The organism is Sorangium sp. So ce131 (assembly GCF_051519095.1).
GTDB lineage: Bacteria > Myxococcota_A > Polyangia > Polyangiales > Polyangiaceae > Sorangium.
Window position 1 is genome coordinate 13,297,428 of the sequence record NZ_CP150455.1, and the last position, 26,183, is coordinate 13,323,610.

At 68.4% G+C, this 26,183-nt stretch carries 16 protein-coding genes and 1 pseudogene; 10 read left to right on the forward strand and 7 right to left on the reverse strand.

The features are described 5' to 3' along the window. Positions 1-113: 113 nt before the first annotated feature. A complete protein-coding gene (locus WMF43_RS48325) occupies positions 114-1,211 on the reverse strand; it encodes a DUF4349 domain-containing protein (RefSeq protein ID WP_437675658.1) in 1,098 nt (365 codons plus the stop codon). A gap of 131 nt (positions 1,212-1,342) precedes the next feature. Between WMF43_RS48325 and WMF43_RS48330 the strand changes: the two genes are divergently transcribed. Further along, entirely contained in the window at positions 1,343-2,266 is a 924-nt protein-coding gene (locus WMF43_RS48330; protein WP_437675659.1) for an NAD(P)/FAD-dependent oxidoreductase, read from the forward strand. Positions 2,267-2,486: 220 nt separating this feature from the next. Here the strand turns inward: WMF43_RS48330 and WMF43_RS48335 are convergent, their stop codons facing one another. After that, entirely contained in the window at positions 2,487-2,660 is a 174-nt protein-coding gene (locus tag WMF43_RS48335; protein ID WP_437675660.1) for a DUF2059 domain-containing protein, read from the reverse strand. A 76-nt stretch (positions 2,661-2,736) separates the two neighbouring features. Between WMF43_RS48335 and WMF43_RS48340 the strand changes: the two genes are divergently transcribed. Next, on the forward strand, positions 2,737-6,621 hold the full coding sequence (locus WMF43_RS48340) for a protein kinase domain-containing protein (RefSeq protein ID WP_437684232.1): 3,885 nt from the start codon (positions 2,737-2,739) through the stop codon (positions 6,619-6,621). A 36-nt stretch (positions 6,622-6,657) separates the two neighbouring features. On the opposite strand, the gene WMF43_RS48345 is transcribed toward WMF43_RS48340, so the two are convergent. Continuing rightward, positions 6,658-10,563 carry a serine/threonine-protein kinase gene (locus WMF43_RS48345; protein WP_437675661.1) on the reverse strand — a complete coding sequence of 1,302 codons (3,906 nt, stop codon included), beginning with the start codon at positions 10,561-10,563 and terminating at the stop codon, positions 6,658-6,660. A 23-nt stretch (positions 10,564-10,586) separates the two neighbouring features. On the opposite strand from WMF43_RS48345, the gene WMF43_RS48350 reads away from it, so the two are divergent. The 6 genes from WMF43_RS48350 (at position 10,587) to WMF43_RS48375 (ending at position 20,421) form a co-directional block, all read left to right on the forward strand. Beyond that, positions 10,587-10,829, forward strand: coding sequence for a hypothetical protein (locus WMF43_RS48350; protein WP_437675662.1), 243 nt, complete (start codon positions 10,587-10,589; stop codon positions 10,827-10,829). Between the two features lie 339 nt (positions 10,830-11,168). Beyond that, on the forward strand, positions 11,169-11,468 hold the full coding sequence (locus WMF43_RS48355; RefSeq protein WP_437675663.1) for a hypothetical protein: 300 nt from the start codon (positions 11,169-11,171) through the stop codon (positions 11,466-11,468). 221 nt (positions 11,469-11,689) lie between these two features. Next, positions 11,690-13,039 (forward strand): sigma 54-interacting transcriptional regulator, encoded by a 1,350-nt coding sequence (locus WMF43_RS48360; RefSeq protein WP_437675664.1) that lies wholly within the window; start codon positions 11,690-11,692, stop codon positions 13,037-13,039. Positions 13,040-13,706: 667 nt separating this feature from the next. After that, complete coding sequence (locus tag WMF43_RS48365; protein ID WP_437675665.1) at positions 13,707-15,104, forward strand: hypothetical protein; 1,398 nt, start codon at positions 13,707-13,709, stop codon at positions 15,102-15,104. Positions 15,105-15,586: 482 nt separating this feature from the next. Next, the gene (locus WMF43_RS48370) at positions 15,587-18,256 is read left to right on the forward strand and encodes a hypothetical protein (RefSeq protein WP_437675666.1); all 2,670 of its coding nucleotides are present in this window, start codon (positions 15,587-15,589) and stop codon (positions 18,254-18,256) included. Positions 18,257-18,339: 83 nt separating this feature from the next. Continuing rightward, positions 18,340-20,421 carry a phospholipase D-like domain-containing protein gene (locus WMF43_RS48375; protein WP_437675667.1) on the forward strand — a complete coding sequence of 694 codons (2,082 nt, stop codon included), beginning with the start codon at positions 18,340-18,342 and terminating at the stop codon, positions 20,419-20,421. A gap of 772 nt (positions 20,422-21,193) precedes the next feature. Here WMF43_RS48375 and WMF43_RS48380 read toward each other — a convergent pair. The 4 genes and pseudogenes from WMF43_RS48380 to WMF43_RS48395 form a co-directional block, all read right to left on the reverse strand. Beyond that, a pseudogene (locus WMF43_RS48380) lies at positions 21,194-21,367 on the reverse strand (SDR family oxidoreductase); the annotation flags it as partial. A 139-nt stretch (positions 21,368-21,506) separates the two neighbouring features. Next, entirely contained in the window at positions 21,507-22,268 is a 762-nt protein-coding gene (locus tag WMF43_RS48385; RefSeq protein ID WP_437675668.1) for an ATP-binding protein, read from the reverse strand. Further along, entirely contained in the window at positions 22,265-23,752 is a 1,488-nt protein-coding gene (istA, locus tag WMF43_RS48390) for an IS21 family transposase (protein ID WP_437675669.1), read from the reverse strand. Before istA ends, WMF43_RS48385 begins: the two co-directional genes overlap by 4 nt. Before the next feature lie 671 nt (positions 23,753-24,423). Beyond that, positions 24,424-25,017, reverse strand: a complete 594-nt coding sequence (locus WMF43_RS48395; RefSeq protein ID WP_437675670.1) for an SDR family NAD(P)-dependent oxidoreductase — start codon at positions 25,015-25,017, stop codon at positions 24,424-24,426. A gap of 68 nt (positions 25,018-25,085) precedes the next feature. Between WMF43_RS48395 and WMF43_RS48400 the strand changes: the two genes are divergently transcribed. Next, on the forward strand, positions 25,086-25,328 hold the full coding sequence (locus WMF43_RS48400; protein WP_437675671.1) for a hypothetical protein: 243 nt from the start codon (positions 25,086-25,088) through the stop codon (positions 25,326-25,328). A gap of 100 nt (positions 25,329-25,428) precedes the next feature. Continuing rightward, positions 25,429-25,674 (forward strand): hypothetical protein, encoded by a 246-nt coding sequence (locus WMF43_RS48405; RefSeq protein ID WP_437675672.1) that lies wholly within the window; start codon positions 25,429-25,431, stop codon positions 25,672-25,674. Positions 25,675-26,183: the final 509 nt, after the last annotated feature.

Consider the following 26,183-nt stretch of genomic DNA (forward strand, 5'->3'; position numbering starts at 1 on the left):
CTCGTGTTTTCACCGGGCCGGGTGCACGGAGAAGATCGAAATCGTGAGCCCCTGGCTCGACGCCTGCGACGAGATCGTGCATGCCGCCGACGGCACCGTGCTGTGATTCGCTGCTATCGCTGCTGAGGCTCGCCTGGGCCGGCCTCACCCCCGTCGCCGTGTGCCGGGGGCGCGGCGGTCGGATACGCCTGCGCCGGGGGCGCGGCGGTCGGATACGCCTGCGCCGGGGGCGCGGCGGTCGGATAAGGCTGCACCGGCGGCGCCGCGCCCGGATAAGGCTGCACCGGCGGCGCGGCGCCCGGATACGCCTGCGCCGCGGCCGCCTGGAAGGGCGGCCGCACGCCCGCCGCGCCCCGCCGCCGGCGGACGACGCCGCGGAGCACGTAGTACAGCACCCCGCCCATCACCGCGAGCAGCAGCAGCGTTGGGCCGGCCGCGGCGAGCACGACAACCAGGTTCACGAGGAACGCCCACGCGTTCTCGATTCCGTCGCGGGCCGCGCGGACGATCTTGTCGCCGGCGGTCACGGGCGCGGGATCGTACCGCGTCGTGACCGAGAGCTTCACCGTGGCATAGGCGATCTGCCCCTCCAGCAGCCGCTCCTGGGCCTCGATCCGCTCGACCGTCTCGCGCACCTGGGCGAGCTCCCGCTCGACAGCGACCACGTCCGCGAGGCTCCCCGTCCTGTCCGAGAGCAGGTCGAGCAGCCGCTTCTCCTGGGCCCGGGCGTTGCGGAGCCGCGCGCCGATGTCCGCGCGCTGCTCGGTTACGTCCTCGGCCTTCTCCGCGTCGGCGACCACCTCGCCGACCGAGGCCACCACCGCGCGGAACGCGCCCACCCTCGCCGAGGGGACCCGCGCCTCGAGCGACGCGCTCCGGGGCGCGCCGCTGCCGTGCACCCGGGCCTCGCTGACGTAGCCGCCGTGCTCCTCGATCGCGGCGCGGAGCCGCTGCATCGCCTCGTCGAAGCCGCCGACCACGATCGTGGTCTCGACGGTGATCCTCATGGCCCGCTGGCCGAGCGCCGGCGTGGAGGTCCCCGGTCCGGAAAGCCCCGGCTCGCCCGCCGCAGGTGCCAGTGCCGGCGCCGGCGCGGCCGGGGCGGCGGCGGTCTCCGCCTTCATCACGGCCGACGGCTCGGACCGGCTGCACCCGCCGGCCAGGCACACCGCGACGAGCAAAGCCAGGGGCAGGATCACACGCCGGGGCATGCGGACAGGATAGCTGATGAAGAGCATGTCCGGCGAACGGCGTGCAGCCGGCGCGGCTTACAGCTCGCGGACGAGCTCGCAGGGAACCGACGCGCGCGTCCGGCGCGGTCGTTGCCAGGGCGCCACCCACCATGCCCCCCAGCAGAGTGGATCTCCTTCGATACGACGTGATCATCGTCGGCGCAGGGACCGCCGGCCTCAGCGCCGCGCTCATCCTCGGCCGGTGCAGGCGGCGCGTGCTCGTGTGCAATTCCGGCCGGTACCGCAACGACGCTGCGCAGATTATGCACGGTTTCCTGTCGCGCGACGGCATCCCGCCCGCCGAGCTCAGGCGCATCGGGCGCGAGCAGCTCGCGCCGTACGACGTCGAGATCCGCGACGTGACCGTCGTCGATGTCCGCGCCGCAGCGAGGCATTTCGAGGTGACGCTCGAGGGGGGCGAGCGCCTCGCGTGCCGCAAGCTGCTGCTCGCCACCGGGCTCGTCGACCGGTTGCCCGAGATCTCAGGGCTGCCCGAGATGTACGGCAAGAGCGTGCACCACTGTCCCTACTGCGACGGCTGGGAGGCGCGCGACCGGCCGATCGGCGTCTACGGACAGGGCTGCACCGGGGTCGCGCTGGCCCTGACCATGAAGACGTGGAGCAAGGATGTGGTCCTGTTCTCCGACGGCCCGGCTTCCCTGCCGGAGGCCGACGCGGCGCGGCTCGCGCGCCACGAGATCGCGGTGCGCGAGGAGCGGATCGCCCGGCTCGAGGGCAAGGACGGGATGCTGGAACGGGTGGTGTTCACGGACGGCAGCGCGGTGGAGCGCAGCGTGCTCTTCGTCAAGACGAAGCAGGAGCAGGGGTCGGACCTCGCGAGGAAGCTCCGCTGCAAGGTGACGGACGAGCGCGGCGTGGAGCCGGCGTACAAGCACGAGGAGACGACCGTCGACGGCGTCTTCGTCGCCGGGGACGCGTCGAAGGACGTGCTGCTCGCGATCATGGCGGCGGCCGAGGGCGCCGACGCGGCCTTCGGGATCAACTGCGCGCTGCAGGAAGAGGACCTGGCCTAGGTTCGCGTCAGAAACCGTGCCACAAAAACCGGCCGAGGATGAGCGGTCAAGGGCTCGCGGCATCACCGGTCCCACCGTACGGCCACGCTGCGCGCGCTGGTTCCCATAGAGAACCTTACGCGCTCCGCATTCCTACGGGAAATCCTGGCCCCTCGCGCCCATCGAGCAGCACGAGCTCGCTTCAAGGCGGGGTACGGAGGCGGGGGCGCGCGGCGGAGGGCTACTGGAGGCCGGCCTTCTTCATCGCGGCGGCATCCGCTGGAACACGCCGGATCCATGATCTCCGGAACGAGCTTCGCCGACTCCTTCCGAGCGGAGTCCCGTAGAACTTGATGAGCTCCTTCAGCTCATCGGCGGTGAGCCTCGACGCGTAGACCTCGACGTTCCACTGCACCACCTCGTCGTACGGGAGACGCCTTTGCGGCGCGGCACGCGATCATGGATACTGCGCAACCGTGAAGCCGGGGGACGTGATCGCGGATCGGTACGAGCTCGAGCGACGCGCAGGCGCTGGAGGCATGGGGGAGGTTTTTCGAGCACGCGATCGTCAGACTGGCGCGCCGCTCGCCGTGAAGACCCTGCGGACCGAGCGCGACCACGGCACGGCGCGCTTTGCGCGGGAAGCTCGCGCGCTCGCCGAGCTCTCCCATCCGGCGATCGTTCGCTACGTGGCGCACGGGGTTGCTCCGTCGGGCGAGCCTTTCCTCGTCATGGAGTGGCTCGAAGGTGAGGACCTCGCGAGCCGCCTCGAGCGGGGCCGGCTCACCGTGGACGAGAGCCTGCGGCTCGGCAAACAGGTGGCCGATGCGCTCGCCTTCGCGCATGCGCGCAGGATCGTCCACCGCGATCTCAAGCCCTCCAATATCTTCCTCGTGGGGGGCGACATCGCCCACGTCAAGCTGCTCGACTTCGGCATCGTCCAGATGGGCGAGCTCACGCGCCTGACGCGCACCGGCCTGCTCCTCGGCACGCCCGGATATATGGCGCCAGAGCAGGCTGGAGGGGAGAGGGCCATCGACGCGCGGGCGGACGTGTTCTCGCTTGGATGCGTGCTCTACGAGTGCCTGACCGGAACGGCCGCCTTCGAGGGCAACCACGCGATGGCGATCCTGGCGAAGATCCTGCTCGACGAGCCGCCACGCGCTCGTGAGCGCTGCCCAGAGCTGCCCCCCGACTTTGATGCGCTCGTCGCGCGCTTGCTCGCCAAGGACCCCGAGGAACGCCCCCGGGACGGGGCAGAGGTGGTCGAGGCGCTCCGGGCAGTCGGCACGCGCGAGGCGCCCGCAGAGAGCCGGTCCGAAGCGGCCAGCGCCTCCGCCGTCACGCTCGGGCGCTCGGAGCGGAGGGCGATCTCCCTCGTGCTCCTCGGGCCCGAGAGGCGCGGCGAGGCCAGGGCCACAGAGACGCTGCCCGAGGAGAGCGCAGCGGAGACGTTGCCCGAGGAGCGCGCAGCGCCCGAAGGCGAGGGGCTGCGCCGCGCGGCGGAGGCGTTTGGAGGTCGCTTCGAGGTCCTCTGCGATGGCTCGGCCGTGGCGTTGTTCGCGGGCATGGGCATGGCGACGGACCTCGCGGGCCAGGCTGCACGCGCGGCGCTCGCGCTGCGTACGCGCGTACCCGGACGAGTGATGGCGGTGGCGAGCGGGCGCGACGAGACGGCGGGTCAGGTGCTCGCGAGCGACACGCTCGACCGCGCGGCGTCTCTCCTCACCACGAGCGCGCTCCCACCGCAGGGCGAGGCGTCTTCGCCCATCCGGCTCGATGAGATGACGGCCGGCCTGCTCGACGCCCGCTTCGAGGTGCGGCAGACCGAGGCGGGCCTCGTCCTCCGCGGCGAGCTCGACGTTTACCCCGAGGCGCGGACGCTGCTCGGTAAGCCAACACCGTGCGTCGGGCGTGAGCCGGAGCTGCGCGCGCTCGAGGCTGCGCTTCTCGCGTGCATCGAGGAGCCCGGTGCGCGCGCCCTCATGATCACGGCCGAAGCAGGAGCAGGAAAAACGCGCCTGCAAAGCGAGTTCGTGGCGTGGGCGCAGGCTCGCGACGAGGGGGTGGAAATCTGGACCGCGCGAGGCGATCCCATGCGTTCCGGCGTGCCGCTCGGCCTGCTCGGGCAGCTCGTGCGCCGCGCCGCGATGATCGCTGGTAGCGAGCCGATCTCGGCGCGGCGGGACAAGCTCCGCGCCCGCGTGGCGCGGCACGTCGAGGCGCCGCTCCGACAGCGCGTGACGGGCTTTCTCGGAGAGGTCGCCGGCGTGCGGTTCACCGACGACGACGACGTCCAGCTCCGCGCGGCGCGGCAGGACCCGAAGCTCCTCGGGGACCAGGTCCGGCAGGCCTTCGTCGACTTCCTGAGAGCCGAGTGCCGCGCGCATTCCGTGCTGATCGTCCTCGAGGATTTGCAATGGGGCGATGCACCGACAATCGCCCATCTCGACGCCGCGCTCCGCTACTCGCGCAACCTGCCGCTCATGGTGCTCGGGCTCGCGCGGCCGGAGGTGCATGAGCGATTTCCTGCCTTGTGGGCCGAGCGGGAGGTCTCGGAGATCCGCCTCGGGAGGCTCTCGCGCAGGGCGTGCGAGCGCCTGGTCCGCGAGGCACTCGGCGCCCACGTGCCAGCCGACACGGTCGCGGCGCTCGTTCAACGGAGCATGGGCAACGCGTTCTTCCTCGAGGAGCTCGTGCGCGCCGCGGCCGAGGGGCGCGAGGAGGCGCCCGGGTCCGTGGTCGCGATGATGCAGTCGCGAATCGAGGCGCTGCCGCCCCAGGCGCGGCGCATCCTGCGCGCCGGCAGCATCTTTGGCGAGGTATTTTGGCGCGGGGCGGTCGGTGCGCTGGCCGGCGGAGGGGAGCAGCTCGACGACTGGCTCGAAAGGCTCGAAGCGCAAGAGCTGGTCGCGCGCCGGACGGAGACGGTGTTTCGAGGCGAGCCGGAGTATGCCTTCCGGCACGGGCTCGTGCGCGAAGCGGCCTACGAGATCCTCACGGACGCGGATCGGGCGCTCGGGCATCGCCTTGCGGGCGCGTGGCTCCTGGAGGCCGGCGAGCCGTCCGCGCAGGTGATCGCCGAGCACTTCGATAGCGGGGGAGAGCCATTGCGCGCGGCCGATCTCTATCGGCGGGCGGCGGAGCAGGCGCTGGAAGGCAACGACCTCACGGCGGTCATTGCGCGCGCGTCACGTGCGGCGGCGTGCGGGGCGGCGGGAGAGGCGCTGGGGGAGCTCTTGCTCCTGCGGGCCGAGGCTCACTTCTGGCGTGGCGATACGGCGGAGGCCGAGCGGCTCGCGCGCGAGGCGATGGATACCTTGCCGCGGCGAAGCGACCGATGGTACGCGGCGATGCGCCGGGCCGTGGATGCGGCCGAGCGACTCGGCCACCACGAGCTGTTGCTGGAGCTCGCGGACGTGCTGGAGAGAAACCGCGGGGAGACGGCGAGCGCCGCCGAGGTCGTCGCGCTGTCGTTCACCATGGGGCAATGCAGCTCCATCGGTGCGCTGGATAGGGCACGCAGGCTCGCGGAGCTCGTGGAGGCCGCCATGTTCCGCGCCGCGGATGATCCGAGGGTGCTGGCGGCGGTGGCCACCGGACGGGCGATGCTCGCCTTCATGGTCGGGGACGTTCAGGCGCACCGCACGGAGCGGGAGATCGCGCTCGCGGCCTTCCAGCAGGCGGGCAACACGCGGGCGGCGGTGCACGAGCAGTGCTGGCTCTCGCTCGCGCACATCGATCTCGGGGCGTACGAGGAGGCGCGGGGCTTGCTGGGCGTCGCCCTGGCGGAGGCGGGGCGGCTCGAGCTCAGGCTCGTCGCCGCCACCGCGAAGTATTGTCTGGGCACGGCCCTGGCGCGCCTCGGCGCATTCCGGGAGGCAGAGCGCGTCGCCGTCGAGGCGATCGAGGGGTTCGTCGCCCAGGGGGACGAGCGCCGCGCCGCGGGCTCGCGCGCGGTTCTCGCCGACATTCTCCGGGCGGCCGGTGACTGCGAGCGGGCCGAGCTCGAGGCGCGCCGCGCGGTCGACGCCGGGCCGCCCGCGTGGAAGCCCGTCTTCCTCGCCACGCTCGCGGACGTGCTGCTCGCGCGCGGGCAGGCGAGCGAGGCGCTCGTCGTGGCACGCGCGGCCGAGCATGCTGCCGCCTCCCGCAGCGACTCCGTGGGCGAGGCGAAGGTGCGACTCGCGGTTGCCGAGGCGCTCGCATCGACAGGCGACGTCGACGGGGCGCGGATTGCCATTGCCGCGGCCCGCGAGCGGCTCCTCGGCCGAGCTGCGAGGATCGCGGCCGCCGATCTGCGCCGGAGCTTCCTCCAGCGCGTGCCGGAGAACGCACGCACCCTGGAGCGTGCGCGGGCGTGGCTCGACGGGTGAATCCGAAGCCTCTAGATTGACCTTACCCGCCGTTCATCATGAGAGCCACCTGGCCGCGAGGGCGAGCATCCGCGCGTGCTCGGGGACGGCTTCGAGGAACGAGCGCGCGAGATCGGGATCGGGGATGCGCGCCGCGCGCACGTGGAGGTCGTCTCTGGCCTTCGCTATGACCCCTCGCGCACGCTCTTCCTGGCCCGTCGAGGCGAGCGCTTCGGCGAGCACGAGCGGGGCCAGCGCGTGACGAGGGTGGATGATGCCCGTGGTCTCTACCAGGTGGTAGGCCTGCCTGGCGGGCTCGACGGCCTCGGCGCCACGCCCCTCGGCGAGGAGCACGGCGGCTTGCAAGGCAAGGGTGTGCTGGGCGTTGACGGGGCTCGACGCGAGCATTGGCTGGGCGAGCAGGAGCTCGCGCTCCGCCAGGGCGACGTTGCCGGCGGCGAGGTGGGCTTCGGCACGAAATGCGTGGAGCGCTGCCGTGAGCATCCGAACCTCGAGTGTCGCCTGGCTGCCCAGGAGCGCGGCCGTCTCGGCAAGCGCCTCCGCGCCGCGCCCCCTTGCGACGAGCGCGTGCTCTCTGCTGAACAGGCCCATTCCACCGACGGCGAAGTGCGCGTGCGCGTTCGATGCGTCGGCGGCGGCGACCATCGCGAGCACCTCGTCATGCGCGCCGAGGCCCAGGAGATTCAAGGCCACGTAACCTCGCGCGATTGCCGCATGGTGCTGCGCGCCTACCTCTTCGAACATGGAGAGCGCTCGGCGGTGCCGGCAGAGCGCGGCCCACGGATCCCGGTCCATGAAGAGAGCGCGCTCGCCCAGCGCGTTCTCATACCAGGCCGCGGCAATCGAATCCGCAGGCGAAACCCGCATCGCCGCCGCAGCTTTGGTCTCCGCTGCGGCGCACAGGTCGGGGCGGCCCGTATAGAGGAGCATCCCGTGCACCATCGCGAGGCTGGTCGCAAGGGTGCTCGACGCATCTTTCGTGGGCTCAATGTTGAGCAGGGCCGGGATCGCCGAGGCGAGGGGGGTAGGGTCGCCGCTCATGAGCGCCATCCATATGGTCACGGCGAGCAGCATGCCTTGCATGCCCGTGCCCGGTGTCACGCGCTCGAGCCCGGCGAGCGCGTCGTGCTGGGCCCCCACGAGATCGCCGAGATTGAACCGGGCCTCCCCCCGCCCCCGGTAGAGCGCCGCGCCCAGATCCCCGTCCGCACCGCATGCCAGGCCGCGCGTGCTTTGCGCGATGGCCGTCTCGAAATCGCACGCCATGATGGCTCGCCCCGCAGCGCGTGCGTACAGCTCAGCCGCGCGGCGGGCCTCCCCGCCCCGCTCCCGGTGCGCTGCCAGCACCGCCGGATCCTCCTCCCCCGCCGCCTCGAGCCAGGTCGCGGCGAGCCGGTGCCCGAGCGCGCCGTCGGCCTCCGTCAGCATGGCGTACGCGCCGTCGCGCAGCAGCATATGCGAGAAGGCGAACTCCTCCTCGCCTGCGAAACGGCTCCGGCTTCGCCGCACGATCACCTCGCGCGCGACGAGCTCATGGAGCGACTGCGCGAGCAAAGGTGCGGGCACCGCGCCCCCGAGCAGCCCGGCCACGCCGGAGGCCCAGAAGGTCTCGCCGAAGACGCTCGCCGCGCGCAGGATGCGCCGCGCATCGGGATCGAGCGCCGAGAGGCGCGCCTCTACCATCCCAAGCACCGTCTCGGGCAGACCCTCGCGCTGACCTGCCGCCGCCGCGCGGATGAGCTCCTCGAGGTAGAACGCATTGCCATCCGCCCGCTCCACAATCGCGCTCACGAGGGCATCCCCGACCGATGAGCCGAGGGTGTGACGCACGAGCCGCTCGGCCGCGCCCCGCGCGAGCCCACGCAGGCGCATCTCGTATACCGGACGATCGACCCATGCTCGCGGGTGCACCTCGTGCACGCCGGGCCGCGCGAAAGCGATGACCGCGAGGGGGCGGTCCGCGAACGTCGAGAGCGCCACGTCGACGAGCTTGACGCTCGGCGCGTCGCCCCAGTGCAGATCCTCGAGCGCGAGCACGAGCGGGCGCGCCGCGCAGAAGGCCCCGAGGAACTCGGTGAAGGCGCGCTGGACCTGCGCCGCCATGATCGACCCGTCGAGCCGCGCGCCGCGCAGGACGGGCAGCTCGTCGTCGGGGAACGGCGCACCCGCGAGCTCGCCGAGGAACGCCGCCACCCTCGGCCGATCAACCGCGGGCACCGGGGCGGCGAGCGACAGGACTTTTTCGCGACGCACCTCGAGCGGCTCGCCCCCCGCGACGCCCGCAGCACCCCGGAGCGCCGAGCCGATCAGCGCGAACGCCGAGCTTGCGCGCGTCGCGTCCCCCCTGCCTACCCAGATCGCGAGATCGGGCCACCGCTCGCGCATCCTGCGCGAGGCCTCGTGCCACAGGCGAGATTTTCCGATGCCCGGCGCCCCTACCGCGAGGATCACGCGCGCGCCCTCGTCGCCGATGCAACCCTCCACGACGGCGTCGATGGACGTGAGCTCCTGCTCCCGGCCGACGCAAGGGCTCGGCCGGCCAAGCAGGCGCCGCGCCTCCGCGCCAATCTCCCGCTCGCCGAGGAGCAGCGCGCCCTCCTTGCTCTCCGTGACCTCGAAGCGCACATCAAGCAGCGCGCGGGTGATGTCGTCGATCCACACGGCCGCGGGAGCAGGCGGGGAGCGGCTCTCGCCGGCGCCGCACATGCGGATTGCGCGCTCCACCACGGCGCCCACGGGAAGCCGTCCGCGCGTCTCGCCGCGCCCTGAAACCAGCGCGACTGCGCCTCGCGGCCAGAACGACCGCACGACGAGCGCGCACCGGGCCGCGCGCGCTGCCTGATCGGTCGCGCTGCCGGCGCCGCCCATGAGCGTGACGAGCAGCGCGCCGCCCGCCGCCTCGTCGATCCGCGCCCCGAGCGACCCGAGCGCGGCGCGGAGATCCTCGGCCAGGGAAGGCATCTCGGCTCCAGGCTCCGGCGCTGCGACGACGGCGCAGAAGAGCCGCTGCTCCGAGCCTGTCAACGCCGGCGCAGGCGGCCGCACCGCGGAGGGGGCCCCGCGCTCCACGTCGAGCCTCGCGAGCACCTCCACGACCTCGGCTCCGCTCGCGGGGCGCAGGGACGGGTCCTTGGCCAGCATGCGCGCGACGAGATCCGCGAGCGCGAGAGGCACGTCGGCCCGGATCTCGTCTACGCGCGGAGGCTCTTCGAGCAGGAGCCTCGCCAGCACTGCCAGCGCATGCGCCCCGGCGAAGGCAGGCCTGCCGCTCAAACACTCGTACAGCAAGCAGCCGAGCGAGAACACGTCCGCCCTCGCGGAGGCCGGCCTGTCGCCGCTCACCAGCTCCGGAGCCATGTACCCCGGCGTGCCCAGGCGCGTGCCCGTGCGGGTGAGCGCCACCGTCTCGCGCCCTGGGCGTGCGATGCCGAAATCGAGCAGCTTGGCCTCCGCGACGTCCTCTCCGGGCAAGAACACGTTGCTTGGCTTGACGTCGCGGTGGACGATCCCCTGCGCGTGCGCCGCGGCGAGCGCCTGCGCGACGCGCAGGGCCACGCAGATGCAGTCCGCGAGCCCGAGCGCTTGGCGGCCGAGGCGCACGGCGAGATCCTCGCCGGAAAGCCACTCCATCGCGAGCCACGGCCAGCCCTCGGCGTCGACCCCGTGCCCGATGTGGCGCACGATCGCCGGGTGATCGAGGCCCGCGAGCAGCTTGGCCTCCCGCGTGAATCGATCTGCGGCGGCGCGGTCGTCCACGCGCATGACCTTGACGGCGACCGCCTCGCCGGTGCGCAGATCGCGCGCCCGGTAGACCATGCCCATGCCACCCGCGCCCGCGAGTCGTTCGATGGCAAATCGCTCATCCAGGACAGACCCAGCGTCGAGGGTGGGGAGGCTGGTGCGTTCGCCTGGGCCGGTCTGCTCGATGGTCTCCGTGGCCATTACGGCGAAATATAGACGGCCGCGTGCTGGGCATCAACGGCGACAACGACGTGGGAATCGACGTGAAGGGCGTTGCGACCCTGGTCATCGACGGTGTGGCCTCCGAGGGCAGCGCCGTGCCGCTGCGCGTGCGCGGCGTGGTTCAGTGCAGCGTGACGAACTGCTCTTTCGAGGCCTGGAACGCGCAGCCGGCGTTCGACATCGAGATCTCGACAGGCGAGCCGCGCTCCTGGGCCCTGTCGCGGAGGAAGAGAACGACTTCGTGACGTCCGGCCGATCGATGCGCATCCAGGGTGGGAGCGGGGCGAGCGGCGATGTCCAGGTCACGGCCTACGGTTCCGGCGCCGAACGTTGCAAGGTCGATCACTGGGACAACGGCGGCGGCGACGTCCATGCCTATGTCAACTGCTTCACTGCCGGCGGCACAGCGGTCAACACCCTCTTCAGCATCGCATACGTCCGCAAATCGGGCACCGGCCCCTCGCACGAAGCGTATGTTTGGGCCAACGATCCGACGGCGCCGGCGTACACACCGGAGGTGACGTGCCAATGGCGGGTATTCCTTCCTCTACGCCTTGGCGCACGACCCCTTTTCAGCGGCGTACGTGCCCACGCTCTCCTATCAACATGGCCACATCGCGGGCTGCTGCGATGTCGCGACAAAAATCACCGCCGGGCGCACGACCGTAGGCCGCTATTTCCTGGACCTGCCGGCAGTGTCGGCGACGGGCTCCAACGTACAGGTAACGGCCCACGGACCCGGATCGGCGTACTGCAAGGTCGTACGCTGGGACGGTGACGAGTCCCATGCGCGTGCTGAGGTCGCCTGTTTTGGCCCCAGCGGCCTGCCAGCGGACACGCGCTTCGTCATCGTGTACACGGACGACAAGATCATGGTCGTATGAGCTGCATGGCGGGGACGTGGCTCAAGGCCGCGCGGGCAGCGGCGCTTGTGTTGCGCGCCGCTCGTGCTGCTCGCCGCGCTCGTGCAGCGCGGCGAGCAGCAGGGGAGCCTGGCGTGGCAGGGCCGCGCTGCCCAAGGCAGCGTCACACGCCATGACACGTTTCCGCGCGTGTCACCGCGCAGGGCGCAGCTATACTCCGACCCGTGGGCCAGCGTGAGACCGTGGAAGACGAACCGTGGGACGCCTACGAGGACGGGGAGGTGGGGGAGCCGCTCCCGGGGCTCGTGCTCATCTTCTCGGGCGATCGGGCGACCTTCGCGCCGATCCCGCTCGAGCGGGGCGCCATCGAGCTAGGTCGCCGCGAGGTGTCCGGCGTGCGCGTCGACGACGACCGTATGTCACGCGCGCATGCACGCGTCGCGTTCGACGGGCGGCGCTGGTCGGTGCGCGACCTCGGCAGCCGTAACGGCACGGCCGTCGACGGGGAGAAGCTCTCGGACGAGCGAGCCGGCGAGGCGCTGCGCTTCGTCCGCACGGGATCATCGTTGTTTCTGTTTGCGACGGACCTCCGGCCGCTTCGGACCGGGGTAGCAAGCGGCGGCACCATGGTGATGGGGCCCGCGCTCGAGCGGACCTTCAAGGCCGTCACGCGCGCCGCCCGCACGAGGCGCATCGTGCACGTGACGGGCGAGAGCGGCGCGGGCAAGGAGCTTCTGGCGCGCGCTTTCCACGAGGCTGGCCCCGCGCGCCGTGGGCCGTTCGTCCCGGTGAACTGCGCGACGCTGCAGGAGGAGCTCGCCGAGCGATTGCTCTTTGGTGCGCGCAGGGGCGCCTTCACAGGCGCGGTCGACGCGAAGGGGTTCGTGCAGAGCGCGCACGGGGGCACGCTCTTCCTCGACGAGGTGGCCGAGCTGGATCTCGCGGTGCAGGCGAAGCTCCTGCGGGTGATCGAGACCAGCGAGGTGTTGCCGGTCGGGGCGAACGCGCCCGAGCGGGTGGACGTCCGGATCTGCTCGGCGACCCACGCGGACCTGCGAGCTCGGGTGGCCGAGGGCAAGATGCGCGCGGACCTGTTCTTCCGCCTTGGGACGCCCACGGTGACGCTTCCACCCCTGCGCGAGCGGCTGGAAGAGATCCCCTGGCTCGTCGAGCGCGCCGTGCGCGAGGGCGGCGCGTCGGCGAGGGGCAGCGCGCCCGAGGCCTCGCTCCTCGCGCCCCACATCTCGCTGGTCGAGGCGTGCCTGTTGCGACACTGGCCGGGCAACGTGCGCGAGTTGCTCTCCGAGGTGCAGCAGGCGGCGCAGATCGCGGCAGAGGAGGGGAACATCGTGTTCGGGCGGCACCTCGCGCCGCGCGCCGGCATGGCCATCGAGGCTCCGCAGGCCGAGAAGGCTCCCTCGGCGCCGCCCCCCGCGCCGGCGAAGCCCTCCGACGCGGCCATCCGAGAGGCGCTGCGCGCCTCCGGCGGGAAAGTCGCGCCCGCAGCGCGCGCCCTGGGAATGCACCGGACGCAGCTCTATCGCTGGATGGAGCGGCAGGAGAGGCTTGATGTGGTGGACGAGGAGGGCTGATCTGGCATCCGCCAGCGCGGCCTCTGGCCGAGGAGATCGCGCCGCGACCGGCCCGTAGGGGGGACGGCGCCGGCTGCTCGGCGACGCGGTGCGGGTCCGCGAAGGACACCTGCCAGCGACGGTGAGTCCTGCTGCCGACGCGACTACCGGCGAGCGTGCTCGTCCCCCTACCACGGCCGCCCGAAGCGACGGCTCGGTCACGGCGAGCTCCTCGGGCTGGACCATCCGCCCGCGGGAGCCTCCGGGGTCTCTCTGTCGGTGGCGCGCACCCCGCTGTCAGCCTGACGACGAGCAAGCGGTGCCGATACACGCGCGAGAGCCGCTCGTGTCATGCCATACCTTCATCCGTGTTGGGTTCGTGCGCAGCCGTGACCGCCGCCTCTGGAAGGAGCGGCAGCGTCGCCTGCACCCTGAATTAGGATCGGCGAGCAGACGCGATAGGCACGCACGGGAGAGGTGCGCGGCGAAAGCGACACGTGACACCGTGACGTCACGTGTCACCCGTCATTTCCTCGCCAAACGGCTGGATCGGGGCACCCAAGACGCGTGTTGGTCCCGGCGGCGGGCGCGATTCTCGTCGGCATCCTCCTTGCGATGAGTGGCTTCGTCGACGCCGCGCGGGTGACCGCGGGGTGGATCGAAGCAACTTTGCCTGAAGGAGAGAGTCATGCCGAGCAACAACCCCATGCAACCCAGCGCCAGCACGCTCACGAGCAAGACGGCGACGCACACCCCGCTCGCGCCCGTCTTTGCGGGAAATGACGGCGGCGCCTACTACGTGACGGAGGTCGGCGAGAAGGTATACTGGTTCGCCGAGCACCCCGGGCGCGATTACGCCCACGTGTTTCATGGCACGCGGGAGGGTGATGTCATCAACGGGCGCTTCTATAGCGTCCCCAAGGACAGGGCGACGACGCTCGGCCAGGTGACCCTGAAGGTCCGGCCCAATGGTTCGCTCGAGCGCGTCAGCGAGACGGGCGGCTTTCCCAGCAAGGCGCTCGGCCCGGTCTCCATGGACGCGATCGTCGACAAGCTGCCAGGCAGGGCGAAGTACGCCGGTTTCACGGGCAATACCCTCGCCGACCTCGACGGCGTCTTCGACGACGATGGCCACCGGTGCTACCTCCGGCAGATCGGCGAGCTCGTGGTTTTTTTCGCGGAGGAGGACTTCAAGAAGGGCGAGCGCCCCGAGAAGGCCGTCGTCTTCGTGGGCGAGCGGAGCGGGAACACGTTGAAGGGCGAGTGGATCGCGGTCCCCAAGGGCAAGAAGACGGGAAATGGCACGCTCGGCATGTCGCTCCAGCCGAACCGCTCGCTGGTGAAGGCGGCCGGCTCCCCGCTGGGGACGGGCATTTTCGCGCCGTTCTTGCCGGAAATCGCCATTCCTATCGCGACGGCTATGGAGCTCGCCAATACGCAGCTCAACAAGGTCGAGATCCGGCTCGACGGTCACGCGAGCGGCGACCAGCCGCTGAAGGACGGGAGCTACATCAAGCTCGGCAGCGTGATCAAGAAGTTCACGATGCCGCACCATGATCGGCTCACGTACCGCTATTTCATCAACGATATGACGTCCGACGTCATTCACGCGAAGCCGATCGGCGAGAACGAGACGCGGCTGTCCATCGTGTTCGAGGACAAGGGGAGGGAGATCAAGCGCGTCGACAGGAACGTGGGCGACGGCGTGGCGCGGGACTGGAACATCGAGAATCCCCGCTGCGACCTGTACGTCAAGCTGATCAACCACGAGACGTCCGACGGGCGGCCCTCGATCAGCTACGAGGTCACGAACGTCGACTTCCTGGGCGAACTCGACGCCCCGGCGCTCATCGAGAGTATCGATGACTGGATCACGAGCAAGGTGCGGCCGCGGATCGAGAACAGCGTGATGCAGCTCCTCAACCAGGAGGGCTTCCAGGTGATCGTCGCGAACGAGGTGCAGCGGGGCCTCGACGCGCTGGTCAAGGCCGCGTCGGAGTACTCGCTGTTCGGTTACAGCCCGTCGGCGTTGGTCCCGAAGCACGTGGCGATCAGCGGGAACAAGGTGGTGTTCCGCTTCATCTGATGTTTTTCTGGGCCCCCGGGTTGCTCGAGAAGGCCTGTCCGCTCCCTTCGGGGGGCGGGCAGGCCGCCGACGGAGCGGGGCGCCGGGACCATTTGCTTGACAAGGAGAGAGAAACGAATGCCGAGGTAATGTTTACGAATGGCGGGCTGTGTGTGCGGGACGCGAAGGGGGGGACGCTCGGCTTCGTCTGGGTCGAGCCGTGCCACGCCTGAAACGCCTGGGATTGCCGCGACGTAGCACCAAGCGGAAGGCATCCTACCGTATAGCTGTACAAGGTGCCGGACCGAGATCGGACGCTCGTCGAGCAGGCCAGCACTCGCGGCGCTGTGCGAAGGGCTAGTGGACCGTTCGACAAGTCGTTCAACATAGTCCGCGGTGACCTGTCGAACCTGCATACGGGCGGCGAGCCGCGATCACGCGGCTCTGCTTTACGGCTATGTTGAAAGGCTCATCGAACGGTCCACTAGGTGCTGTATTTGGGCGTGAGCGACCTGCTCAAACAGCTGCGCGCCGGCCGCGCCGACGGCAGCTACGATCGCCGGCTGGCCAGGTTCGTGGGGGTCGACCTGCTCGTCATCGACGACTTCGACCTGTTGTTCTGCTTGCTACTCACCACGCCGCGTCCGTCCTTTTCGAACCCGATGGTGGAGGTCAACATGTCGCGCACGAGTTCATTTCATGATCTATTCCGTTTTATTCAGCTGCGTCCACCGGTGCCGCCTCGATCCAGGAACCCGGCGCCGCTCGTCGGTGCAACACAGCTCGCCGCCCGGCTGCGCACGGCGCGAGGGGCAGAAGCGCGGCAGAAGGAAGCAACCCTCGCGCTGCAGCGCGGCGTCGAGACGGTGCGCGAAGCGACGCAGCTCCCCGGCGCCGCGACGGTTCTCGTTGCGATCGAAGCGCTGAGAGAGCAGCCCGGCGCGACAACCACGGACCTCATCACGCAGATTGGGGATATTGGCTCGTTGCAGATCGAGAATACCATCAAACGCTTGTCCGACACGCTGCTGGCGAGCGTCTTCGCCACGCACGATCTTCCTGAGGACCTGCGAGCGATGCAGGATCTCTATCGCGTTTACCACTTTCTGCAGTCGAACGGGAGCTCGATCGCGTTGTCAGACCTGCTGCGTCGCCCGCTGCTGACGCCATTCAGCGCGGCTTACGACCTCGACGAGCCTTACGGTGCCAGCGAGAGCCCGTTGGCCAGCGCGCCCGGGGCCGGCGGGGGAAAGAAGCGTGCTCCCCTGCGTATCCGCCCCGTCGGCGTCGCCGATCTCCTGGTCGTCAGGAAGCAGGTGAAGCGGTACGAAGCGGGTGAAATCGCACACATCGAGAACGTGCTGAGCGGCGAGAAGAAGCTGCGCTCGCACAGGTTGCTCGAGCGGAGCGAGGAGACGCTCACGACCGAGACGGAGAAGATACGCGAGCAGACGCACGAGCTCGAGACGGCGGACCGCTTCGAGCTCAATCGCGAGACTTCGGAGACGCTCCGACAGGAGCAACATTACGGAGTCGACCTCAGCCTCTCCATCAAATATGGAAAAATGATCGAGTTCTCCAGCGACTTCGAGATGGATGTCCAGAAATCCCAGGAGCAATCGTCGAAGAACGCCGCGCAGTTCGCTCACGACGTGGTCGAGCGCTCGATAGATCGGATCACGCAAAAGGTATCGGAGCAACGGACACGGAAGATGATCCTCGAGACCGAGGAGACGAACCAGCACGAAGCCGACAACAAGACGGGCGCGCACGTCCGCGGCGTCTACCAGTTCATAGACAAGATCTACGAAGCCCAGGTCTTCAACTACGGCGTCCGGGCGATGTTCGACTTCATGGTCCCGGAGCCGGCGTCGTTTCTCCTGCATACGGCGGCGGGTGACGAGGCCGGGCCGCGCATTCCTTCCGCTCCCAAGCCCTACAAGCCCACGTTCGTCGACTTGGAAAATACCGATACCTGGCAAAAGCTGGTGTCGGATTACGGCGCGCTCGATGTCGTGCCACCGCCGGAGGAGAAATTGCTTCTCACCACCGGGTTCATGCACCCGCTCGACGGAGAAGCAGAGACAGGAAATCCGCGAAGCGTGGCCCGGCTCGAGGTGGTGATTCCCCCTGGCTATCGCGCAGTGAGGGCAAAGGTTTTGCCGATCATGCTTTCTGACCACATGCCTGGCATCGGCGTCACGATCGGCGAGGTCACGAAGACGTGGACGGCGGGTGATGACGAGTTCGAGGTCGTGGGCGGCGAGGACAACGAAGACAACGTCGCGAAACCGACCGAAGGCATCGTCTTCGACCTCCCGAAGTCCGACCTGGCCCCGGAGGGCAAGCTCGACATTGGGATCGTGGCGTGGCAGAGCCACAAGTATTCTATTCAGGTGACGATCGAATGCGAGCGCAATACCGAGGGGTTGAACGCCTGGAAATCCGAGACGGTCAAAAAGATTCATGCCGCCTATCTCGCTCGGGTTGACGAATGGGAGCAGAAGGTCAACAAGGTCCGAGCGGAGGCGCGCGCTCGCGAGAACGCGGCGCGGCAGCCGTTCGGCACGCCGCCGCAGCAGAACCGGCGCACGATCCTGCAGGAGCTGAAGAAGCACTGCATTTCGATCATCACCGAGCAGCGCTTCGAAGGCTTTGACGCCACGAAGCCCGGGAACCCTCCCTTCTTCGACTTCACCGAAGCGCGCATCGAGGGGAGCTTCATCCGGTTCTTCGAGCAGGCGTTCGAGTGGGATCAGATGCAATACGTCTTCTATCCCTACTTCTGGGCGCGGCGTAGCACGTGGGATTCGCGTGTCGAAAGCGAGGAGCCAGATCCGGAGTTTCGCGATTTCTTGCAGGCGGGCGCCGCCCGTGTCGTCGTGCCCGTCCGGCGCGACTTCGAGACTGCGGTCACACACTATCTCGAGACCGGGAAGCTGTGGAGCGGCAGCGGCGAGCCGCCGCAGATTCAGAGCCCGCTGTACCTGTCGATCATCGACGAGATCCGCGAGAGGAGCGGCGCGGCTGAAGAGGAAACGCCAGTGAACGAACCCTGGGAGATCCGGGTGCCAACACCGCTCGTGTACCTGCGCGGAGGCGATGGCCTGCCGAAGTGGCAACGCGTGGCCGAAGACAAGTGGGAATGGATCCCCGTGGAGGAGGAGCCGTGACGACGTGACGCTCTTTGCGCGGCGGCCATACTCACGAGTGGCCGCCGCGAGCGTTGCTGCCCGACGATAAAGAGGAGGAACGCGTGACCTGGTTTGTCGACTATTTGCCCGTCACCACAGGCAACGACGTGCGGATCTACGTGGACGGCAGGGAATACTGCTCAGACCTCCACGTCGCCATCAACGAGGCCAAGAGCTCCATCTTCCTGACTGGCCTACATTTCATGTGGGATTTCAGACTCGAAAGGATCGGTTCGAGGCTCACGGGGGCGAGAACGGAGCTCGCTTGGGTTCTGGCCAACGCTGGTATGCGAGGCGTGAGCGTGTACCTTCTTGTCAATCAATTCTGGACCACCGAGCATGACATCATAAGGCCAATCGATAACCGTCCGGACCGGCTGAAAGAGGGGACCTGGTCCGCACACTCTGGAGACGGCCAAGGTCTTCATAGGCGTCTTTTGGTCGAACAGGGCGGCCTCTACAACTACCTACCGGAGACGTACAGGCTCTTCTCTGCACTTGCGCAAGTCCCCAACGTCAACTGCTACACCGATATACACCCGCAGACGTGGGGATTCGGCACGCATCATCAAAAGACCGTCGTCGTCGATAACGAAACGGCGTTTCTGGGCGGGATCGATTTGACTTACATCGATGGAGACCGATGGGACACCAATCTCCACCAGACATACAATCGAAACACCTCCAGGACGGAGAGGTACTGGCACGACATTCACTGCAGAATCCGGGGCGATGCCGTTGATTTCGTGCGCGACAACTTCGTCCAGCGATGGAACCACGGAAACCTCCATCGATTGACGAAGTATTCAAATGGAAGAATCCTGGCGACGCCGGTGCCGAGCGGCCCCAGGCGGCCGAACCTGGAAGAGGTCAAGGGTGCCAAGTCATACCCGAAGCCCACCGGAAAAGAGAACGAGCAGGATAGACTCATCCAAATCGTCAGGTCCATGCCTGCGGACTATGCGCGGGAGGGCGCCCCATCGTGGAACGAGAGCAAGGAGGCATGGGAGCGCTCCTGCAAGGACGCGTATCTCATCGGCATCGAGGCCGCGCAGCGCTACATCTATCTCGAGAACCAGTGGATCGCGGACGAACACATCTGGGCAGCGCTGCTCAATTCGGCTAGAAAAAATCAGAACAACCCGAATTTTCGAATTTTATTAATGCTACCCCATCACCCGCTCAGGTCAGCTGGCGCAGGGAGAAATCAGGAATTGTTCATCGGCAGGGAGATAGAGGCCTTGGTTGCCAGCCTCGGTGACCGCTTCGGGATGTATTCTCTCGTCCAGGGGCCTCACTCCAATGCCGTCCCAACCGTAGCGCAAATCTATGTTCACTCCAAGATCCTGATCGTCGACGATTGCTGGGCTCTGATAGGTTCGGCGAACGCCGGTGGCATCTCGCTGGAAGGTCACTATCCTCACGGCGACCGACCCGACACCGAGCTGAGCGCCATCATCCTCGACAAGAGTGTCGTATCCGATTTTCGCCGCAGGTTATGGAGCGAGCATCTGGGCAATCCCGTGAGCACCGAGTACCTCCCGAGTGACGCCGATCGGTTCCAGACGCTTGCGCACCAGAGAGCGCATGATGGGCAGAAGCTTCGCTTCTTCCCTGCCTATGGCCAAATACGCGGCGCGTCCTCTCCATCCAGCCTGCCATCCAACTGGCATCGCATGGCGGAGTTATACTCCGTGATCGTTCCTTCCTTCCCCGGGAGTATCGCGTCGGCCCTGCCCGTTGGATGGATCCGACCGAGCTTCCGAGTGAGCGTGAAGCCGTCCCCCCCTTCCTTCGGCGACCGCTGCCTGTACCAATGGAGATGCCACCTATTCGACAAGTTCCCCGACAGCACGCCGACTCGAATCGAGATGTTGAGCCTTAACGGGGAGGCGGTCGATGACTTCACCGTTTACTCCTCCGCGTATATCAGCGACGCTGGGGCCCGGCAGATTGAACGCCTCATGCAGGATGAAGCCTGGGGCGTCATCGAGTGTCGAGTCGGGCTCGTTTCGTGGGACAAGCCGGCTTCACCTAAACGAGCAATCTCCGTGAAATACCCTTGCCGATTCATCCGCCGGAGCCGGATATCCGAGCTATCACAGGAGCTGCGACGGTTACTTCCGCTCTGGAACCCTAAATAGTTCGTTTCGACCCTTGCTGGCAGAATGTCGAGACGTGCGTCACGGTGCGAGCGAAAGGCGCCGCGGCCGGCGCCAAGCGGCAAATGCCTGAGCGAGGGTGCGGGTCGATCAGTGGGTCATGCGCAGGCCGAGCCCCGCAGGATCGCGGCAGGCAAGCGTTCTCAACGCCGACGCGCTGCATCCGGGGACAGATCAATTACGCGCGGGCGGGGCCTTCATTCGCGAGGTCCAGCACGCCCGCCGCGACTATGTTGAAAGACTTCTCGAACAGTCCACTGGTGTCGGCGCAAGCTGGCTCGCCCCTTCGCAGCTGACGTCAGGTCGAGCAGTCGGCCGACCGCCTCGTGAACGACCCGGGCTGCCTCCACATCCCCGAGGGCGACGGCTCGGCTCAGAGTGCCGGCGAGCGAGGCGATGACGGCCGCCCGAGGCGACGGATCGACCATCGCGAGCTCCCCGGACCCGAGGTCCGGCGGTTGGGCCCGGGTTGGGTCCATGCCCTTCGAACCGGTGCGATACGGTTCACGTCTCCGGGAGACACCGTCGAATGTAACCGATCGCGACCGTTCGCCCCCGCGGAACAGTCCCGCCAGAGAAGACGGTCGATGACGAGCGGTAGAACAAGGCGTAAAGCCGGAACCGAAGCCGGGCCATCAGGCGCTCGTCGTAGGCGGCGCCCGGGGCGCACGCGCGGAGCAACGCCACGGTCGCGTTGACGTTCTGGAGGCTGGAGGGCCCCATCCGGCCGCCGAAGCGCCGGGGGCCACGCCACCTACAGGATGGCCTGGGGCAACTCCGGCAGGACCTGGCCGCCGTCGACGATGAGGCTCTGGCCCGTGACCCACCCGGCCTCGCGCGAGGCGAAGAAGAGCGCCGCGTGGCCGATGTCCTCCACGTCGCCGAACTTCCTCAGCGGGATCGCGGCCTCCACCCCGTGTAGATGATCGCGGCAACCCGCGTGAATTCGGTGAAGTTCACCGGTGAAACCCGCAGCCGGTGCCGGTGAAGAACACGCCGGACGCCGGTGAAGTTCACCGGTGAAGTCCGCGTTCGCTGCCGGTGAACTTCACCGGTGAAGCGGCAGCTCAGTGCTTCTTGCTGCGGCGCTGCTTGGTGCGGATGGCGCTCAGCTCCTTGGCTTCCTTGAGCCGGTAGCTCTCGGCCTCGATCTCGATCACCTCGGCGCGGTGCACGAGCCGGTCGACGAGCGTGACGACGCACGCGGCGTGCGGGAAGACCTGGCTCCAGTCGGCGAAGGCCTTGTTCGTGCTGAGCAGGATCGGCTTCTGCGCCTCGCAGCGACGGGTGACGACCTCGAAGAGCAGGTCGGCGTAGCGGCTATCGTAGGAGAGGTAGCCGACTTCATCGATGCACAGAAGCGCAGGGATCGTGTAGCGGTGGAGCCTTCGCGCGAGCGCGGCCGAGGACTCTTGCGCGGCGAGGTCGGCGAGCATGTCGCTCGCGGTCGAGAAGCGGACCGTGTGGCCTCGGACGACGGCCTGGTGGGCGACGTTCTTGAGGATCATAGTCTTGCCGACGCCGTTGGGGCCGACCAGGACGGCGTTGTGGCCGGTGGCGATGAAGCCGGGGGCGAACAGGTCGTCGACAGCCTCGCGGTCGATCTTCTTGGGCCAGGACCAGTCGAAGTCGGTCATGGGCTTGAAGGCGGCGACGCGGGAGTTTTTGAGGCGGCGTTCGAGGCTGCGCTTGTGGCGCTCGCGCTCCTCGATGGCGAGCACCTCGCGAAGCCAGGGCTTGTCGGCGAGCTCCTCCCAGCAGGCGAGGAGGCCGTAGAGGCCGAGGCTCTTGAGGCGAGCCTTGGTCTCGGTGGGCGTCAGGTCGGTCATGCTGTCGAGTCCTTCTTCAGTGCGTCGTAGGTGGCGAGCGAGTGCGGCGTGACGACGACGTTGGCGTGCTGGCCGCGCGTGACGGGGATCGAGACCGGAGGCGGCAGGCGGCGCTCGGAGCGGCGGCGGTCGGTCACCTGGCGGACGGCACCGACGTGGATGGTGTCGCGCTCGAGCACCTCGACGAGGGCCTCTTCGAGCTCGGCGGCGCCGACGGCGTCGAGCAGCTGCAGAAGCCGGGCGATCGCGCTGCCGACGTTGCCGCCGCGCTCAGCGACGATGCGCAAAAAGGCCTGGCTGCTGCGAGCGGCGCGGGCGAGCCGATCGAGGCCGCGGTGCTCGCGGGCGCGGCGCTTCTCGTCGACCAGGCGCTGGAGGTGTTCGGGCTGCTCGAACTGCTGGCCACGGTCCCACGAGCGGGCGTGGGTCGCGACGATCTCGTTACCGTCGGCGATGCGCACCTGATCGAGGTCGGCGAGGACAACCAGCGTGCGGCGCGTCCGGTCGTGGGGGACGGAGTAGTCGTTGAGATCGAAGCGCGCGTAGGGGGTCTTTCCGACCTCGACCTCGACGCGCTCGTGGGCCGGAAACGGCGTGTCGGGGTGTTGCAAGAGCACGCTGCGCTCGTCGTCGAAGGCCTGGCGCACGGTGCGGGCGCGGTCCTCGACCCAGGTGCGGTCGAGCGCCGCGGAGCTGGTCCACTCGGTCGCTTGTCGGTTGAGATCGTCGAGGCCGGCGTAGGTCCGGGCCTCGAAGAAGGCCTCGCGGACGTAGCGGATGGCGCGCTCGACGCGACCCTTCTCGTTGCCGCGTGCGACAGCGACGGGGCGCGGCTCGAAGCGGTAATGCGCCGAGAGATCCAGCAGCATGGAGTGGAACCGGATCGCGTCGCCGTGGCGCTCGACGACGGCGCTCTTGAGGTTGTCGTAGAGCAGCACGCGCGGGACGCCGCCGAAGTCGGCGAACGCCTCGACGTGCCCACGCACGAAGAAGGGCATGGCCGCGCCGGGGAAGAAGCGCAGGAAGATCCGCCGCGAGTAGCTGAGCACCATGACGAAGGCCCAGAGCGGGCGTAGCGCTCGGCCGACAGCCAGCTTGCCGAAGTGCGCCCAGTCGACCTGCGCTTGCTCGCCGGGTAACGTGCGGAGCCGCTGGAATGCCTCGGCCGGCTTCTTGGGGCGCAGACGGCCGATCACGCGGCGCAGATGATCGGGACCGCCCGGATAGCCGCGCTCCTTGAGCATGACGAAGAGGCGGCTCGAGCGCAGCGAGGGATACTTGCCGAGCTGCTCGACGATGAAGGGCACGAACGGGTCGACCATGGACGGGCGCGGCGCGACGACCTTCGGGTCGACGCCCGCTTGCCCGAGCACGCGCTGCACGGTGGTGTGGTGCAGCCCGAGCTGGCCGGCGATGGTGCCAACGGGCCACTTCTCGCCGTGGTAGAGGCGCAGGATCTCGGCCTCCGTCTCCTTGGCGATCACCGCCGCCTCCTGTCACCGCGGAGGCCCTTGAGGGACGCGGGGAGCGCGTCGGTGAAGAGTTGGCCGAGCGCGCCGCTCGCGCGTGGCCCAGGGCGGAAGCCGCGCTCCGCACAGCGAGCAGCGGCCGACATCTCGCGTTCGATCGTCATCGTTGTCCTTTCGGCCGGAGGTGATCTCCGGCGCGACCTGGGACGTCGACGCGGCCGCGGCTTGCGTCACCCCGTGATGCGTCACTTTCTGCGCGGACAACTTGGCCCGCTGCCGCTCGCGGTAGCGGGCCTGGCGAGCGGCATGGAGGCGGCGAGCGCGAGGCCGGGTGCGGTAGGCGGCGCCGGCGCGGCGGAGCGACTCACGACGCCGGAGCGGGCGGCAATCGGGGCAGAGCCGCTGGCCGCGGTCGCAGCGACGGCAGAGGCGAAGCTGGACGCGGCAGCGGGCGCAGAGGGCGAGGCGATAGGCGGACGACAGCAACGGGCTCCATGCCGCCGTTTTCTGGACCTGGAGCCCGGCTTGTGATGAAGGAGGGGGACTCCGGTAGGCGGAGCTCCAGAAGGCTCGAGGGTGGCAGCCCTCGGGCCTTCGACTTTTCGGCGGGCGCTACGTCTACGCCGTGGAGGCGAGCGGGGCCCAGATCGGCGCAGGGGGCGGCGGTGAACGGTGAACGCCGGCGATCATGCGGCCGCGGTCTTCACCGATCGGACGCGGGACCTGGTGATCACCGACACCCCGCGCATGTAGTCGGCGCCCAGAGCTTCGAGCCCCTCGGTGCGGACGTTGCCGGGCAGGACGGCGTTGACCGTGATCCCGTACGGCGCGACCTCCAGCGCCGCCGTGCGCATGAAGCCGAGCATCCCCGCCTTGCTACAGCCGTAATGCGACCAGCCAGGGAAGCCCGTGAACGGGCCCGTGATGGACGAGGTGAGGACGACGCGGCCATACCGCTGCTCCTGCATGGCGGGCAGGCACGCTTTAACCGCGTGGAACATCCCTTTCAGGTTGACCGCCTGCACCTCGTCCCACTGCTCGCTCGTCATGTCCGCGATCGAGACCTGCGGGAAGATCCCCGCGTTGGCGCACAGGACGTCAATCCGGCCGTACCGGTCGATGGCCGCGCGGGCCATCGACGTCATCGCGTCGAGCGAGGTCACGTCCGCCAGGAAGTGGCTCGCTGTGCCCCCGGCGTCCGCGATCGCCCGCGCCGTGTCCGTGCACCCCGCCTCGCTACGCCCCACCACGAGGACCTTCGCGCCGCTCGCGGCGAGCACGCGCGCGATCCCCTTCCAGCAACTGGGAGTTCCGCGCCGGCTCCGCCGGTTGGGGCAACTACGACGACATGATCGCGACGATGGAATCGGCCATCTCTGGCCGTGACTTCGTCCTCGGCAAGGAGTTCTCGATGGCCGACGTCATCTTCGGCGGCACCATCGCGTACATGCTCGACTTCAAAATGCTCGAGCCGCGCCCGAGCTTCACCGGATATGCCGAGCGGGTCAAAGCCCGCCCGGCGTACGCGAAGAGCGAGGCGCGCAACAAAGCCGTGATGAACGAGCGCGGCCTCAAGATGCCTGGGGCTTAGAGCGCCCTGAAGGATTGACGCGGAGCGCCTCGGCGAGCGCCGCAGGAGCGCCGCGTCCTCTTCCTGCGCTGTGCGCTACGGTGACGTGGTAAGAGAGCCTATGCGCTACGGCGTCGACCTCCGCCGCCGCCGGGCGCTGGTGCGCGGGCAAATCCTCGCCATGCAGCCCCTGTGGAGCGACGAGGTCGCCTCCTTCGAGGGCGCGCTCGTCCACCTCCCGCCCTCGTGGGCCTGGCCCAAGCCGGTGCAGCGCCCGCGTCCCCCCATCCCTACCGGCGGCGCCCCTTCGCCGCGCCTCTTCGAGCACATCGATCATGTCAAGGTTTCAATCATGAGCACAACGTAAAGAACGTGTTTCCGGCCAACGTGCGAAATCTCGCGAATCTGGGCCCTGGACTTCCAGTCCCTGCGGCTCTCCACCCGAACAAGCCTGTTGAACTTGGATCCCGGACGGCGACCCGCGACCAAGCCACATCGATAGCATTCTGTATAAACTTTCGAAAATCCGACTGCGCTCGATCGTTGTCGTTGTTTGCGATATTGACCATCTGCTGCAGCCGACGACGAACCCCCTGATCGTAGTTCGTATAATCGGGAAATCCATCAAACTGATTGGCGGCGCGAATGATGTCGATCAAATTTCTCGCCCCGCGTGCCCCGAATCGCGAAGGATCGTTCGCCAATCGATTCTCCAGAACCCGTTGCATCCACCCCATGCTCTCCAATGTGTCTGCTGCCAGGTAGTCTGCGTGGGAAGGACCGCGGGCCTCCGACATCAACAGTCTGGCGACAGCTCCAGCTTCAGTAGCAGGGTCCGGCAACTCTATCGCAACGTCGACCACAACCCTTAGTGTC

What these genes read in the sequence shown, in the direction of transcription:
- WMF43_RS48330 (WP_437675659.1), top strand. Translation starts at nt 1,343, where the DNA reads ATGCCCCCCAGCAGAGTGGATCTCCTTCGATACGACGTGATCATCGTC.
- WMF43_RS48365 (WP_437675665.1), top strand. Translation starts at nt 13,707, where the DNA reads ATGCCGAGCAACAACCCCATGCAACCCAGCGCCAGCACGCTCACGAGC.
- WMF43_RS48385 (WP_437675668.1), bottom strand. Translation starts at nt 22,268, where the DNA reads ATGACCGACCTGACGCCCACCGAGACCAAGGCTCGCCTCAAGAGCCTC.
- WMF43_RS48325 (WP_437675658.1), bottom strand. Translation starts at nt 1,211, where the DNA reads ATGCCCCGGCGTGTGATCCTGCCCCTGGCTTTGCTCGTCGCGGTGTGC.
- WMF43_RS48405 (WP_437675672.1), top strand. Translation starts at nt 25,429, where the DNA reads ATGCGCTACGGCGTCGACCTCCGCCGCCGCCGGGCGCTGGTGCGCGGG.
- WMF43_RS48345 (WP_437675661.1), bottom strand. Translation starts at nt 10,563, where the DNA reads ATGGCCACGGAGACCATCGAGCAGACCGGCCCAGGCGAACGCACCAGC.
- WMF43_RS48400 (WP_437675671.1), top strand. Translation starts at nt 25,086, where the DNA reads ATGATCGCGACGATGGAATCGGCCATCTCTGGCCGTGACTTCGTCCTC.